Source organism: Mesorhizobium sp. B2-4-14 (assembly GCF_006442155.1).
Lineage (GTDB): Bacteria > Pseudomonadota > Alphaproteobacteria > Rhizobiales > Rhizobiaceae > Mesorhizobium.
Window position 1 is genome coordinate 251,190 of sequence record NZ_VFVA01000001.1, and the last position, 15,761, is coordinate 266,950.

At 63.3% G+C, this 15,761-nt stretch carries 9 protein-coding genes; 5 read left to right on the top strand and 4 right to left on the bottom strand.

The window, feature by feature from the left end; all coding sequences use genetic code 11:
- The first annotated feature begins 159 nt into the window (after positions 1-159).
- A complete protein-coding gene (locus FJ938_RS01235; RefSeq protein WP_181168978.1) occupies positions 160-1,944 on the top strand; it encodes an outer membrane beta-barrel protein in 1,785 nt (594 codons plus the stop codon).
- 111 nt (positions 1,945-2,055) lie between these two features.
- Here the strand turns inward: FJ938_RS01235 and galU are convergent, their stop codons facing one another.
- A complete protein-coding gene (gene galU, locus FJ938_RS01240) occupies positions 2,056-2,970 on the bottom strand; it encodes a UTP--glucose-1-phosphate uridylyltransferase GalU (RefSeq protein ID WP_181165503.1) in 915 nt (304 codons plus the stop codon).
- A 199-nt stretch (positions 2,971-3,169) separates the two neighbouring features.
- Between galU and FJ938_RS01245 the strand changes: the two genes are divergently transcribed.
- Positions 3,170-4,393, top strand: a complete 1,224-nt coding sequence (locus FJ938_RS01245; RefSeq protein ID WP_140690460.1) for a lytic murein transglycosylase — start codon at positions 3,170-3,172, stop codon at positions 4,391-4,393.
- A 123-nt stretch (positions 4,394-4,516) separates the two neighbouring features.
- Positions 4,517-5,752, top strand: a complete 1,236-nt coding sequence (locus tag FJ938_RS01250; protein ID WP_140690463.1) for a DUF459 domain-containing protein — start codon at positions 4,517-4,519, stop codon at positions 5,750-5,752.
- A 66-nt stretch (positions 5,753-5,818) separates the two neighbouring features.
- Here FJ938_RS01250 and FJ938_RS01255 read toward each other — a convergent pair whose 3' ends face one another.
- Both FJ938_RS01255 and gltB read right to left on the bottom strand, forming a co-directional pair.
- Positions 5,819-7,273: a glutamate synthase subunit beta gene (locus FJ938_RS01255; RefSeq protein WP_140609735.1), complete on the bottom strand. Its 1,455-nt coding sequence runs from the start codon at positions 7,271-7,273 to the stop codon at positions 5,819-5,821.
- Between the two features lie 141 nt (positions 7,274-7,414).
- Positions 7,415-12,151, bottom strand: a complete 4,737-nt coding sequence (gene gltB, locus FJ938_RS01260; RefSeq protein ID WP_140690466.1) for a glutamate synthase large subunit — start codon at positions 12,149-12,151, stop codon at positions 7,415-7,417.
- 468 nt (positions 12,152-12,619) lie between these two features.
- Here gltB and FJ938_RS01265 point away from each other — a divergent pair, with 468 nt between their 5' ends.
- Complete coding sequence (locus FJ938_RS01265; protein ID WP_140690469.1) at positions 12,620-13,672, top strand: low specificity L-threonine aldolase; 1,053 nt, start codon at positions 12,620-12,622, stop codon at positions 13,670-13,672.
- A gap of 123 nt (positions 13,673-13,795) precedes the next feature.
- On the opposite strand, the gene FJ938_RS01270 is transcribed toward FJ938_RS01265, so the two are convergent.
- Positions 13,796-14,263 (bottom strand): Hsp20 family protein, encoded by a 468-nt coding sequence (locus tag FJ938_RS01270; RefSeq protein ID WP_140690472.1) that lies wholly within the window; start codon positions 14,261-14,263, stop codon positions 13,796-13,798.
- Between the two features lie 480 nt (positions 14,264-14,743).
- Between FJ938_RS01270 and FJ938_RS01275 the strand changes: the two genes are divergently transcribed.
- Positions 14,744-15,721 carry an alpha/beta hydrolase gene (locus tag FJ938_RS01275; protein WP_140690475.1) on the top strand — a complete coding sequence of 326 codons (978 nt, stop codon included), beginning with the start codon at positions 14,744-14,746 and terminating at the stop codon, positions 15,719-15,721.
- The last annotated feature ends 40 nt before the right edge of the window (positions 15,722-15,761 follow it).

Here is a 15,761-nt window from a genome sequence, read left to right on the forward strand (position 1 = left end):
GGTGACACCCAGACCGCAGAGGCCTCGCGCGCAACGCGCGAGTCTACGAACAGCGGCGCTTTAGCCGCCCGAACAACCGCTACCTCAACCCTCCGTTAACCATCCCCATTTACGGTTCGGTAAGTATGGCGCGCGGGCGCCGCGCAAGCAGTGGTGGCGATGTCCGGGGCCCAGCCAGAAAAACCAAAAGGACGACAGGGCAAGGCGGCATGTGCCTTGTTGCTGGCGACCAGCATGCTCGCCTTGCTGCGCCCGGCTCCGCTCCATGCCCAGGAAACGGAGCTGCGCGGCGAGGTTTCCGAATCGGCGATCCTGTCCGATCAGCAACGCAAGGCAAGGCAGTTGGTCCTCGCTGCCCAGGGCCAGCAACAACCGGCTGATGCCGCGCAAGACGACACGCAGCCGCGTACCTATTTGCCGGCCAGCGCCGGCGCCGTTCCTGACGGCACGGGCACCGATGCCGCCACAGGCAGTATTTTCGATCCGCCGCAGGCGTACGACGACACGTCAACCGCCGATCCGACGACGCCCAAGCCCCGCCGCCGCCCATCGACTGGCGGGCAGACCGCAGCGGATCAGGACAAGACCAAGGCCGAGGCTAAGGCGGCCGACAAGGTGAAGAAAAAGAAGACAACCGCCGCGACCACTGACACCACCGGGGCCGTGACCGATGGCAGCGACACCGCCGCGACGGACCAGGAAGCGGCCAACCGGCGTGCCCTCACCATCGACAGCGCCGAGCGGCAGAAGCTCGACCCCGGCGCCGAGCGCACCGCCGCCATCGAAGGCCTGACCAAGAAGGCCGAGGACGATCCGTTCGCCGCTACCGGCGTCAAATGGGGGTCCTTCACCATCCGGCCAACGATCGAACAGGGCGTGACCGCCACGACCAATGGCGATTCGAGCAGTGCCGGCACATCGGCGCTGCTGTCGGAGACGGCGCTGCGCTTTTCAGCGGTTTCCGACTGGCGCGAAAACTCCGCCACTATCGACGGCTACGGCCTGTTCCGCGAGACCGTGTCAGGTTACCCGGTTCACGATGGGCAAGGCCGCATCGAAGGCCAGTTCAATATGGACCTCGACAATGAACTGCGCGCTATCGCCAAGCTCGGCTACGAAGCCGTGCCGGAAACGGCCTCATCACCCAACGCCATTGCCGGCGTCAGCACCCAGCCGCTGCGGCAGACGATCGACGGCAGCCTCGGCGTCGAGAAGGCCGTCGGCAAGATGCAGTACACGTTGACCGGCGCGGTCTCGCACGACTTCTATGGCGACGCGAAACTTTCGGACGGCACCTCGCTGTCGCAGAAGGATCAGGACTCGACGCTCTACACGGCGACCCTGCGCACCGGCTACGAAATCTCCCCGGCCATTACCCCGTTCACGGAAGTCGAGCTCGGCCGTCGCCTCTATGATCAGCGCATCGACAATGAAGGCTTCGAGCGCTCCTCGACGCGCTTCGGCGCCCGCGCCGGCCTGCAACTCGACATGGGTGAGAAGCTATCGGGTGAATTCTCGGCCGGGTGGCTGAGGGAAGCGCTTGATGACAAGAGCCTGGAGCCTATTTCAGGCGCGACCGTCAACGCCGATCTCAAATGGTCGCCGGAGCGCGGAACCACGATCGGCCTGACCGGCAAGACCACCGTCGAGACCACGACCACCGCTGGGGAAAGCGGCGATATCCTCTACTCCGGCCGCCTGACGGCCGAGCGGCAGATCCGCGCCAACCTTACCGGCAATGCGGCACTCGGCCTCGATTGGCGAGACTATATCGGCATCGATGGTCATGACAGGATCCTGAGCGCCGAGGCCGGCCTGACCTGGTGGCTGAACCGCTATGCCGGCCTCACCAGCCGGGTGAGAACCGAAAAGCTGACCAGCAACCTGCCCGGCCGCGACTACACCGCCAACAGCATCTATCTCGGCGTGAAAGTGCAACGCTGAGGACGTCTGAGGTTCATCATCCTGGGGCGTGCCAAGGAGCGAAGCGACGCGGCGCAGACCCAAGGATGACGAAGGCGCGGGGCCTGCGGTCGGCCAAACTCGCCCCGCGACCTAGAAAGCAGCGCCGCGCCGCTCCGAGGGCTTCATCTCGTCGAGAAGTGTGCGGATGACACCGGCCATGCTATGGTTCATGTCGCTGCGCCACAGCGCGAAAGCGACATTGGCCTCCACAAAACCTTCCGGCGAGCCGCAGTCGAAAGTGCGGCCCTGATAGTGATAGCCATAGAAGGACTGCTGCTTCTCCAGCTTCAGCATCGCGTCGGTGAGCTGGATTTCGTTGCCGGCGCCCTTTTCCTGGCCTTCGAGAATCTTGAAAATCTCCGGCTGCAGGATGTAGCGGCCGTTGATGTAAAGGTTGGACGGCGCGGTGCCGGTCTTCGGCTTCTCCACCATCTCGGTGATGCGGAAGCCGTGATGCTTATCCTCGCCGCGGCCGACAATGCCGTATTTGTGGGTCTCCGCCGGGTCACATTCCTGCACGGCGATGATGTTGTTGCCGGTTTCCTCGTAGAGCTCGACCATCGACTTCATGCAGCTCTTTTCCGACTGCATGATCATGTCGGGCAACAACAGCGCGAACGGCTCGTCGCCGACCAGCTCGCGCGCGCACCAGACCGCATGGCCAAGGCCGAGCGGCACCTGCTGGCGGGTGAAGCTGGTCTGCCCCGGCGCTGGCTGCAGCCGCTGCAAGCGGGCAAGCTGCTCGTCCTTGCCGCGCTGGGCCAGCGTGTCATAGAGCTCGAACTGGATATCGAAATGATCCTCGATGACCGCCTTGTTGCGGCCGGTCACGAAGATGAAATGCTCGATGCCGGCTTCACGGGCCTCATCGACAACATACTGGATGACCGGCCTGTCGACGACGGTCAGCATCTCCTTGGGAACAGCCTTGGTGGCTGGGAGAAACCGCGTACCGAGGCCGGCGACTGGGAAAACTGCCTTGCGAACTCTCTTCATGCTTTCAATTATCCATGTGATGGCCGGCTCCGCAATCCCGTCAGTCGACATTTTCACGCCGGAATTGAGGATTACCTGCACAACCGAGGGGAGCTTCCACCGGTAAAGCATCAGGTGTCTTTTCGTTCCAGACGACGCCTATGGTAAACCAATTCCTAACCCGGTTCGGCGATGAATGGTCTTTCCTGAGACAGAGAAGGAGGAAAACATGTCCGTTCGCAATGCCGCAAAACGTTTCACCAGCGTCATGACGGCGGCCAGCCTCTCGCTTGCTCTGTTGATGCCCGCCGGGCCAGCCTTCGCCGACGCCGGTTTCCGGCAGTGGGTCGCCAGTTTCCGTGCCACCGCTGTGGCGGGCGGCGTTTCCGGGTCTGTCTATGACCAAGCCTTCCGGGGCATCAACGAGCCCGATCCGGTGGTGCTGGAAAAGGCGCGCACGCAGCCGGAATTCACCGCGCCCGCCTGGGATTATTTCGACAATCGCGTGCATGACCAATCGGTGGCCAACGGCCAGGCGATGGCGAAAAAATGGAAGCCGTGGCTGGACAGGATCGAGGCGAGGTTTGGTGTCGACCGCTACGTCCTCCTGGCGATATGGTCGATGGAATCGAACTATGGCGAGATCCTGAAGCGCGACGACATCATGCGCAATGTCATCCGCTCGCTGGCGACTTTGGGCTATGGCGACCCGAAACGATCGAAATTTGCCCGCACGCAGTTGGTCGCGGCACTGAAAATCCTGCAGACCGGCGACATCGACGAAAGCCATTTGATGGGCTCATGGGCCGGCGCCATGGGCCAGACCCAGTTCATCCCCACCAGCTACCAGCACTATGCCGTAGACATGGACGGCAACGGCAAGCGCGACATCTGGAATTCCATCCCCGATGCGCTGGCGACCGCCGCCAATCTGTTGAAGAAGAACGGCTGGCAAGCCGGCAAGACCTGGGGCTACGAAGTCACGCTGCCGGCCGGCAAATTGCCCGGCGGAGCGAAAACGCTGGCGCAGTGGGAGACGCTCGGCGTCGTCAGGGCCAGCGGCAAGCCGTTCAGGAACCTCACGGACAAGGCGACACTGAAGGTGCCGGATGGCCGTGGCGGGCCGGCCTTCCTGATGATCAGGAATTTTTCGGTCATCAAGGCCTACAACAACGCCGACAAGTATGCCCTCGCCGTCGGCCTTCTGGCCGACGAGATCGCCGGTGGCAGCGGCCTGGTCCAGGATTGGAAGCGGCCTTTCACCAAGCTTACCTTCGAGGAAAGACAGGAGTTGCAGAAGCGGCTTTCGCAGCACGGGCTTTACGACGGCAAATTCGACGGCAAGATCGGGGACGGTTCCAAGACCGCCATCATGGCCTATCAGGCAAAGGTCGGCTTGACCCAGGACGGCTATCCGAGCATGGAAGTGCTCAAATGGCTCAGGCAGAAATAGAGCCGGCCGCGGCGCCGCGTTTTTTTTGGCGCTGGCACTTGGTGCCATGGCACTTTGAACTTGCGCCACGCCCCAAAACCGGCTCCGGTTTGCGGGACCAGGCGCAAGGGGATGGAGGAGTGATTGGTTTCGGCTGCGCGTATCGCGATCCTTGTTCGTCGCACGCCGATCCTGATTCTGGCGATCGTTCTGCTGACGATCGGCGCCGCCGGCGCCTTCCGCACGCCGGCCCTGGCACAGGAGCAACCGCAGCAAAACCGTGGCTGGTCGTTGCGCGACCTGCTGTTCCCGCGCCGCAGCGAATGGGTCGAGCCACCACTGGACATCGAGAAGGCAAGGCCAAAGCCCAAAGCCAAGAAACCGCGCGCGCCTCGCCCGCCCACGGAGCCTGAAACCCCTGTGGTCGAAAAAGCGCCGGACGCCCGCACCGTGCTGGTGGTCGGCGACTTCATGGCGGCGGGCCTCGCCGAGGGCCTGGACGCCGCCTTTACCGACAATGCCGCTGTCAGGATCGTTACGCGCAGCAATGGTTCATCCGGCTTCGTGCGCGAGGATTTCTACAACTGGCCTGAACAGATCAAATCGCTGATCGAGACCGAAAAACCTTCCGCCATTGTCGTCATGCTCGGCTCCAACGACCGCCAGCAGATGAAGGTGGGGGACGTGCGCGAGCAGCCTCGGTCGGAGAACTGGACCAAGGAATACGAGCGCCGCACCGATTCGTTCGGCACGGCCATCGCCACTGCCAAGGTGCCCTTCCTGTGGGTCGGCATGCCGGCTTTCCGGCTGCCGAAGATGACCTCGGACATGCTGGCCTTCAACGACATTTACCGCAAGGCGGCCGAAAATCATGGCGGCGAATTCGTCGACGTCTGGGACGGGTTCGTCGACGAGAACGGTGCCTTCGTCACCAGCGGTCCCGACATGAACGGCCAGCCCGTGCGGCTGCGTGCCGATGACGGCATCAACGTGTCGAAGGCCGGCAAACGCAAGCTCGCCTTCTATACTGAAAAACCGCTGATGAAGATCCTGGGCCTGGCCGCGCCCGGCGGCGTCGCCCCTGCCGCCGCACCGGCGGGCGCGCCCGTCGAGGCACCTGGCCCAGCGGCCGCGCCGATCGTAATAGACCGCACGCCACCGATGCTGCTCAGCGACCCGGCGTTCGACGGCGGCACCGAACTGCTCGGCGCGGCTCCTCAGCCGAAAGCCGATCCGGCTCTCCCCGGTGAAAGACTGATGATCGAGGGCAAGGCGCCGGAGGCTTCGCCGGGGCGCGCCGATGATTTCTCCTGGCCGCCACGGACAAATCCGCCGGCCACGGCGGCCGCCACCGATACGACGACAGCGATCAATCGTTAGGCAGTTTGGGTTTCGTGGACGAAAACAGGCGCCGGATCGGCGCCTTTTCCATTCGAAGCAGACGCCTCAGCGAGGCAGGACGCTCGACCCCATCAGCGCTTCGTCGATCGAGCGCGCCGCCTGACGGCCTTCGCGGATTGCCCAGACGACCAGCGACTGGCCACGGCGCACGTCGCCCGCCGCGTAGAGCCGGTCGACACTGGTCCTGTAGTCGCGGTCATTGGCTTCGACATTCCTGGAGCGGCGGCTGTCGGTGACGATCTTCATCTCACCCTCCAGTTCCTTCGCCACGCCGGCCGCCGCCGGGCCGGCAAAGCCGATGGCGATGAAGGCGAGATCAGCGCGGATGACGAATTCGGTGCCGGGGATCGGCTTGCGCTTCTCGTCGACCTCGCAGCACTTGACGCCCGTGAGTTGGCCTTCCTCACCGATGAATTCGAGCGTTGCCACCTGGAACTCGCGCTCGGCGCCCTCCGCCTGCGAAGACGAGGTGCGCATCTTGGTCGCCCAGTAGGGCCAGACCGCGAGCTTGTCTTCCTTCTCGGGCGGCTGTGGGCGGATGTCGAGCTGGGTGACGCGCACCGCGCCCTGGCGGAAAGCGGTGCCGACGCAGTCGGAGGCGGTATCGCCGCCACCGACGACAACGACATGCTGACCGCCGGCGATGATCGGATGCGACGGCCACGCAACCGACTGGATCGGCTCGCCGCCGACGCGGCGGTTCTGCTGCACCAGATAGGGCATCGCGTCGTGCACGCCGCCGAGATCGTCGCCCGGAATATTGGCCGCGCGCGGCGTTTCCGATCCGCCGCAATAGAGCACGGCGTCATGCTCGGCCAGCAGTTCGGCGACGGGCTTGTCGACACCGACATTGACACCGCAATGGAAGGTCACGCCCTCGCCCTGCATCTGTTCGATACGCCGGTCGATATAGTGCTTCTCGATCTTGAAGTCGGGAATGCCATAGCGCATCAGCCCGCCCGGCCGGCTCTCGCGCTCATAGACATGCACGTCGTGGCCGGCCCGGCCCAACTGCTGGGCGGCCGCCATGCCGGCGGGGCCGGAGCCGATGATGGCGACCCGCTTGCCGGTCTTTTTTTCCGGCGGATAGGGCCTGATATGGCCGGTCTCATAGGCCTTGTCGGCGATCGCCTGTTCCACCGTCTTGATGGCGACCGGAATGTCCTCGAGGTTCAGCGTGCAGGCTTCCTCGCAGGGCGCAGGGCAGATGCGGCCGGTGAACTCGGGGAAATTGTTCGTCGAATGCAGGTTGCGGATCGCGTTGTCCCAATCCCTGTTATAGACGAGATCGTTCCAATCGGGGATCTGGTTGTGGATCGGGCAGCCGGTCGGTCCGTGACAGTACGGAATGCCGCAATCCATGCAGCGCGCGGCCTGTTTCTCGACCTCCTTGTCCGACATCGGCAGCGTGAATTCACGGAAATGCCGGATGCGGTCGGAGGCAGGCTGGTACTTGTGCACCTGCCGGTCGATTTCGAGAAAGCCTGTTACCTTGCCCATAGTCCAGTTCCTGCTGTCCAGATGGTGCGGTTTTCGCCGCACCCGTTAACCTCTTGAGGCAGCCATGGCAACCTTGCGCCAGAGGTCAAACTGTCGATGAAGGTGGCCGGGAAGCCTGAGCTCCCCGGCAATTGCAAAAGTCTATTCCGCCGCGACGCCCATGCGCATGCGTTCCATCTCGATCAGCGCGCGGCGGTATTCGACCGGCATGATCTTGCGGAATTTCGGCCGGAACGTCGCCCAGTCGTCGAGGATCTCACGGCCGCGCACCGAACCCGTAAAGTGGACGTGGTTCGAGATCAGCTGATAGAGCCGCTCCTCGTCATGGCTGGTCATGTCGCCGGAGACGTCGACGCGCCCCTTGTGGTCGAGGTCGCCGCCATGGTGCAGCAGCTTCTCCATCAGGTCGTCTTCTTCCGGAACCGGCTCCAGCTCGACCATCGCCATGTTGCAGCGCTCGGCGAAATCGCCTGCCTCGTCCAGCACATAGGCGACGCCGCCCGACATGCCAGCGGCGAAGTTGCGGCCGGTCTTGCCGATGACGACGACGACACCGCCGGTCATGTATTCGCAGCCATGGTCGCCGACGCCCTCAACGACGGCGGCGACGCCCGAATTGCGCACCGCGAAACGCTCGCCTGCGACGCCGGCGAAATAGGCCTCACCCTCGGTCGCGCCATAGAGCACCGTATTGCCGACGATAATGGAGTCCGCCGCGACGATCTTGGCCTCTTCGGGCGGGCGGATGACGATGCGTCCACCCGACAGGCCCTTGCCGACATAGTCGTTGCCGGCGCCGACGAGCTCGAACGAGATGCCGCGCGCCAGGAAGGCGCCGAACGACTGGCCGGCGGTGCCGGTCAGCTTCACCTGGATCGTGTCCTCGCGCAGGCCCTTGTGCTTGAAACGCTTGGCGACTTCACCCGACAGCATGGCGCCAGTCGAACGGTCGACATTGCGGATGTCCACCTCGATCTTGACCGGCTGCTTGGCCTCCAGCGCCGGCTTGGCGAGTTCGATCAGCTTGCGGTCGAGCACGTCATGGATCGGGTGCTTCTGCCGTTCGGTCCAGTGCACCGCCTCATGCGGCGCATCGGGCTTGTAGAACATCTTCGAGAAGTCGAGCCCGCGCGCCTTCCAATGCTGGATCACGTCGCGCTTTTCCAGAAGGTCGCTGTCGCCGATGATCTGGTCGAGATGGGTGTAGCCCATTTCGGCGAGCAGCCCCCTCACCTCTTCCGCCACATAGAAGAAGAAGTTGACGACATGCTCGGGCGTGCCCTTGAAGCGCTTGCGCAGCACCGGGTCCTGCGTCGCCACACCGACCGGACAGGTGTTGAGGTGGCACTTGCGCATCATGATGCAGCCCGCCGCGATCAATGGTGCGGTCGAGAAGCCGAACTCGTCGGCGCCGAGCAGCGCGCCGATGATGACGTCGCGCCCGGTGCGCAGGCCACCGTCGACCTGCAGGGCCACGCGCGAACGCAGACCGTTCAGCACCAGCGTCTGGTGCGTCTCGGCGAGGCCCATTTCCCACGGGCTGCCGGCATGCTTGAGCGAGGTCAGCGGCGACGCTCCCGTGCCGCCATCATAGCCGGAGATGGTGATGTGATCGGCACGCGCCTTGGCGACGCCCGCCGCGACCGTGCCGACGCCGACTTCCGACACCAGCTTGACCGACACGTCGGCCGCCGGGTTGACGTTCTTCAGATCGTAGATCAGCTGCGCCAGATCCTCGATCGAATAGATGTCGTGGTGCGGCGGCGGCGAGATCAGGCCGACGCCCGGCGTCGAATGCCGGACCTTGGCGATGGTCGCGTCGACCTTGTGGCCGGGCAATTGCCCGCCCTCGCCGGGCTTGGCGCCCTGTGCGACCTTGATCTGCATCACATCCGAGTTGACCAGATACTCCGCGGTCACGCCGAACCGGCCGGAAGCGACCTGCTTGATCGCCGAGCGCTCCGGGTTCTTGCCGCCGCCGGGCAGCGGCAAGTAGCGATCCGCCTCTTCGCCGCCCTCGCCGGTGTTCGACTTGCCGCCGATCTGGTTCATGGCGCGCGCCAGCGTGGTGTGCGCTTCCCTGGAAATCGAGCCGAACGACATCGCTCCGGTGGAGAAGCGCTTGACGATCTCGGCCGCCGGCATGACGTCGTCGAGCGCGGGCTTCTTGCGCCCCGTCTCGTCGGCCAGCTTGATCTTGAACAGGCCACGGATGGTCTGCGCGCGCGCCGTCTCGCTGTCGATCTGCGCCGAATAGTCCTTGAACGTCTCCCATGAACCCTGGCGCACGGCATGCTGCAGGGTGGCCACCGCGTCGGGCGACCACATATGCGCCTCGCCGCGCATGCGGAACATATATTCGCCGCCGACCTCCAGGCTGTTGCGCAGCACCGGATCGTTGCCGAAACCATCGGTGTGACGGCTGAGCGTCTCGGCCGAAATCTCGTCCAGCCCGACGCCTTCGATCAGGGTCGCCGTACCGGTGAAATACTGCCGCACGAAGTCCGACTTCAGCCCGATGGCGTCGAATATCTGCGCGCCGCAATAGGACTGGTAGGTCGAAATGCCCATCTTGGACATCACCTTGAGGATGCCCTTGCCGATCGACTTGATGTAGCGCGACACGACCTCGTATTCGTCGACTTCTTCCGGCAGCTCGCCGCGCTTATGCATGTCGAGCAGCGTGTCAAAGGCGAGATAGGGATTGATCGCCTCGGCGCCATAGCCGGCCAGGCAGCAGAAATGATGCACTTCGCGCGGCTCGCCGGATTCCACGACGAGACCGACCGCGGTGCGCAGCCCCTTGCGGATCAGGTGGTGGTGCACCGCGGCCGTCGCCAGCAATGCCGGAATGGCGATGCGGTCCGGCCCGACCTGGCGGTCGGACAGGATGATGATGTTGTAGCCGCCGGCGACAGCCGCTTCCGCCCGTTCGCACAGGCGGTCGATGGCGCCCTGCATGCCGGCCGCGCCTTCGCTCGACCCGTAGGTGATGTCGATCGTCTTGGTATCGAAACGGTCCTCGGTGTGGCCGATGGAACGGATCTTTTCCAGATCGCCATTGGTCAGGATCGGCTGGCGCACTTCGAGCCGCTTGCGGCGCGAATTACCCACCAGGTCGAAGATGTTCGGCCGCGGCCCGATGAAGGACACCAGGCTCATCACCAGTTCCTCGCGGATCGGGTCGATCGGCGGATTGGTCACCTGGGCGAAGTTCTGCTTGAAATAGGTGTAGAGCAGCTTCGACTTGTCCGACATCGCCGAGATCGGCGTGTCCGTGCCCATCGATCCCACCGCTTCCTGGCCGGTGGTGGCCATCGGCGACATCAGCAGCTTGGTGTCTTCCTGGGTGTAACCGAACGCCTGCTGGCGATCGAGCAGGCTGACATCCTTGCGCAGCGCGCGCGGCTCGACCGGCTTCAAATCTTCCAGGATGAGCTGCGTGTTGGCGAGCCAGGTCTTGTAGGGGTGCTTGGTCGCGATCTCGGACTTGATCTCCTCGTCGGGGACGATGCGGCCCTTGGCAAGGTCGATCAAAAGCATGCGGCCGGGCTGCAGCCGCCACTTCTGGACGATCTTCTCCTCCGGCACCGGCAGCACGCCGGCTTCCGAGGCCATGATGACGCGGTCATCGTCGGTGACGATGTAGCGTGCGGGGCGCAATCCGTTACGGTCGAGCGTGGCGCCGATCTGGCGGCCATCGGTGAAGGCCACCGCCGCCGGCCCGTCCCATGGCTCCATCAATGCGGCATGGTATTCGTAGAAAGCCTTGCGGTCGGCGTCCATGAGCTTGTTGCCGGCCCAGGCCTCCGGGATCAGCATCATCATGGCGTGACTGAGGCTGTAGCCGCCCTGGAACAGGAACTCGAGCGCATTGTCGAAGCACGCGGTGTCCGACTGTCCTTCATAGGAGATCGGCCAGAGCTTCGAGATGTTGTTGCCGAACAGTTCGGAATCGACCGATGCCTGTCTGGCCGCCATCCAGTTGTTGTTGCCGCGCACCGTGTTGATCTCGCCATTGTGCGCGACCATGCGGTAGGGATGTGCCAGCTTCCACGACGGGAAGGTGTTGGTCGAAAAACGCTGGTGAACGAGGATCAGCGCCGTTTCGAAGCGCGGATCGGTCAGGTCCCTGTAGTAGGCGCCGACCTGATAGGCCAGGAACATGCCCTTGTAGACGATGGTGCGTGCCGACAGCGACACGCAATAGGCGCCAATATCCTTATTGTCGTTCTCGGCGTAGATGCGGCCCGAAATGACCTTGCGCAGCAGGTAAAGCCGGGCCTCGTATTCCTCGTCGTCGGGAATGTCCGCTGTACGGCCGATGAAGACTTGCCTATGGAATGGCTCGGACGCCGCGATGTCAGGCGCCTTCGATAGCGACGAGTTGTCGACGGGCACGTCGCGGAAGCCGATGAGCGGCAGCCCCTCGGATTGCGCCGATTCGGCGATGATGTCCTCGATATGGGCGCGAAGGGCCGCGTCCTGCGGCATGAACCAGTGTCCGACACCGTACTGGCCGGCCGCTGGCAGTTCGATGCCTTGGGCCGCCATCTCCTCGCGGAAGAACTGGTCAGGCAGTTGCACCAGCACGCCGGCGCCGTCGCCGACCAGAGGATCGGCGCCGACGGCGCCGCGATGCGTCAGGTTCTCGAGCACGGCAAGGCCGTCCTCGACGATCTGGTGCGACTTCACGCCCTTCATGTTGACGATGAATCCGACGCCACAGGCGTCATGCTCGTTGCGCGGATCGTAAAGACCCTGGGCGGCAAGACCGTTGGTGGTTCGGCCAATGTCGGTTCGGGAGATATTTTTGACGGCAGCCGCTTTCGTCTGCGCGGCCTGGCCGTTCGTCGCAGAGAGCGTCATATCCGTCATCGTCCTGTCTCCATTTCAGCCCTGCAGGCGCTGGTTTGCCTCGGCAAGCGCTTGGCTCACCCTGATCCTTGCGGCACGTCTTGCGAAATCCTTGCCGAACCAGACGGCATGCCGCATGGTTCGCATTCGTACAGGCCAGCGTCCGGCCGTCCACCTGTCGCTCGCGGCAACAGCCGGAGAGGCCAATATGTTACGCCAATCCGGCCAGTTTTGTGCGACAAAATAAGACAGCACTACTGTCCTAAATTTTTATGGCAGAATTCCCCGATGCACACAAGACCGATTCACAAAAAACTTGGAGCTTCCGCGACATAAAATTACGTGAAGCCTCCAGGAAACGTAAGCTTCGGTCGCCAATCCCCGCCAGTCGGCCTGGCTGGGTTTAATGGTTTTCCAGTCTCTGGCCCCTTGCGGTCGGCTCCCGAAACCGGTCAACTCGACGCTGATTTCCCCAACACAGGCAGATGCATGTTCTTCGCTTCCGACAATTGGGCAGGCGCCCATCCCGATATCGCTGCCGGCCTGTCGGCCGCTTCAGGCGGCTTCGCCACGGCCTATGGCGACGGCGCGCTCGACCAGGCGGTCTACCAGCGTTTTAGCGAGATTTTCGAACGCGAGGTCGCCGTGTTCTTCGTGGCGACCGGCACGGCCGCCAATTCGTTGTCGCTGACCACCTTCAACAAGCCCGGCGGCATTTCTTTCGCCCACCGCGAATCGCATGTCATCGAAGACGAGTGCGGCGCGCCGGAATATTTTTCGGGCGGTTCGCGGCTGCATGCCGTCGATGGCTCCCTGGGTAGGATGGACCCGCACAATCTGGAAAGGGCGATCGGCCGTTTCGCCGGCGAGGTGGTCCATTGGGGCCGGCCGATGGCTGTTTCGATCACCCAGTCGACGGAGGTCGGCACCGTTTATGGCCTGAACGATATCGCCGCGATCTCATCCATCGCCAGGCAGCATTCCGTGCCGCTGCATATGGACGGCGCCCGCTTTGCCAATGCGCTGGCCGCGCTCGACACCACGCCGGCCGAGATGACCTGGAAACGCGGCGTCGACATCCTGTCCTTTGGCGGCACCAAGAATGGCTGCTGGTGTGCCGAGGCGGTCGTGCTGTTCGACCTTGATCGCGCCAAGGAATTGTCCTTCCTGCGCAAGCGTGCCGCGCAGCTGTTTTCGAAGTCGCGTTTCATCGCGGCGCAGTTCGAAGCCTATTTCAAGGACGGACTGTGGCTCGACACCGCCAGGCATGCCAACGCCATGGCGGCGCGCCTGGCCGCGGCGATCGAGGATTCGCAAACGGCGAAGCTGGCCTGGCTGCCGCAGGCCAACGAGGTGTTCGCCGTGATCAAGAAGGCCGAGGCCGACAAATTGCAGGCGGCGGGCGCGGTCTTCTACGACTGGCATAAGCCGCACGGCTTCGACGGCCATATCGGCGAGGACGAGCTGCTCTATCGCTTCGTGACCAGCTTTGCCACGACGTCTGCGGAAGTCGATCGCTTCGGCCAGTTGATCGCCGGATAAATCAATCTCCCGGAATAAAAAAGCGGCGCCTTTCGGCGCCGCTCCGTCTCGGGAGGAGAGTTCGGAGCAATTCCAGGAAAAATGTGAAGCGGTTTTCCGTCCGGAATTGCGTTACCACCGATATTAGGCAGCAGTCTTGGCCTCGATCTGCTTGGCGTTGGCCGGAGCCGAAGTGATCGCGATCCTGCGCGGCTTCAACTCCTCCGGAATATTGCGCTTCAGGTCCACGAAGAGAAGGCCGTTCTTCAGCGTGGCGCCGACGACGTCGACATGGTCGGCAAGCTGGAAGCGGCGCTCGAAGGCCCTGGAGGCAATGCCGCGATAAAGCAGTTCGGATCCTTCACCGGTACCCTCGTCCTTGCGCTCGCCTTTCACGGTCAGCACGTTGCGGTGAGCCTCGATGGAGATTTCCTCATCCGAGAATCCGGCAACAGCCATCGAAATCCGGTAGGAATCCTCGCCGGTGCGCTCGATGTTGTAGGGCGGATAAGTCTGCGCGCCATCGGGCTGCGCAAGTGAATCGAGCATCGTGAAGAGACGGTCGAAGCCGACGGTCGAACGGTAAAGCGGGGAAAAGTCAACGTGACGCATGATGTGTTCTCCTGTTGAGCAACATGGTTTGCGTATGGCCGGTACGGAACCCTTGGTTTTGGCGTCCCGGATGGACCAGCGGTCCCAATCTTGGCGACCGCTCCAGACATTTGGGAAGCGTCCCAAGGCATTTCAAGATTTTTGCCGGTCGGAAAAAAGCGGGCCTTTGCGCTTGATGAACGGCAGATGAACCGGCGCTTCGGCGCGCGTTCAGACAGCCGCCGCTAAGGTGATTTCAAGATCGAGGACTGGCGGCGCCGAATTTGAATGGCAGGTACCGCAACGAAGCCGAACCGGGTGTCAACGTCCCTTCCTCCCGGATCGACAGGGGCCGGAAGCATGCTCTCGAGCGGCTTCCGGCCTTCCCCATTGGGTCCTGCGTAACCTGGATTTGCTTTGCTTTTGATGTATTGGCGTCTATCACCTTGACGAGGTCAGCCGCGACAGGCTGGCGCGAAGACGCCGAGCACAAAGCGCCGCATGACGGACATTTTCGACGACACCTCCCTCTTTCACGAAACGCCGGACAATCCGCGGCCGGGAAACGCCACCGGTGGCTTCTTCACCACGCGCGATCGCAAGAAGATACGCTACGGCCTGTTCGCGGCGGTGGCGCGTCCGATGCGGGGCACCGTGGTGCTGTTGTCCGGCCGCAACGAATGCATTGAGAAATATTTCGAGACCATCCGCGACCTTGCGGCGCGAGGCTTTGGCGTCGCCACCTTCGATTGGCGCGGCCAAGGCGGTTCCGACCGGCTGATCCGTGATCGCCAGCGCGGCTATGTCAGATCCTTCCGCAACTATACGGCCGATCTGGAGCAGTTCTTCGAGGAGATCGTGCTGCCCGATTGCCGCGGGCCGTATTATATCCTCGCCCATTCCGCGGGCGCCGTGATCACGCTGCTTGCGGCGCCGTCCATGGTGAACCGCGTGCGCCGCATGGTGCTGATCGCGCCGTTCCTGACGCTGCCGGATCTGCCGGTCTCGATATCGACCGTCCGCCGCGTCTGTTCGTTCTTTTGTTTGCTGGGTCTTGGCCGGCTCTACGCCGCCTGGGGTCCACGGCCCAAGGTAACGGCGCCCTTCGAAACCAACAAGGTAACGTCCGATCCAGAGCGCTATCGCCGCAACACAGGGATCTACGAGTCGTTCCCGCAACTGGCGCTTGGCGGCCCGACGATCCGCTGGCTGCAGGCAGCTGCGAAGGCATCGGAAGCCATCAGCGACCCCGACTTCATGGCCCGCATTCAGGTGCCCTTGCTGATCATCGCCGCTGGCGCCGACCAGGTCGTTTCGACCAAAGCGGTGGAGGCATACGCCAGAAGTCTGAGGCTCGGTTCGCTGCTGATGATCGACGGCGCCAAGCACGAAATCCTGCAGGAAGTCGACCTGTACCGCGAACAATTCCTCGCCGCCTTCGACGCCTTCATTCCCGGCTCGGACGACCCCACGGCCTGAGCGGCACCGCAGCCAGCCTCCGCTGAACGATACGCCTCGG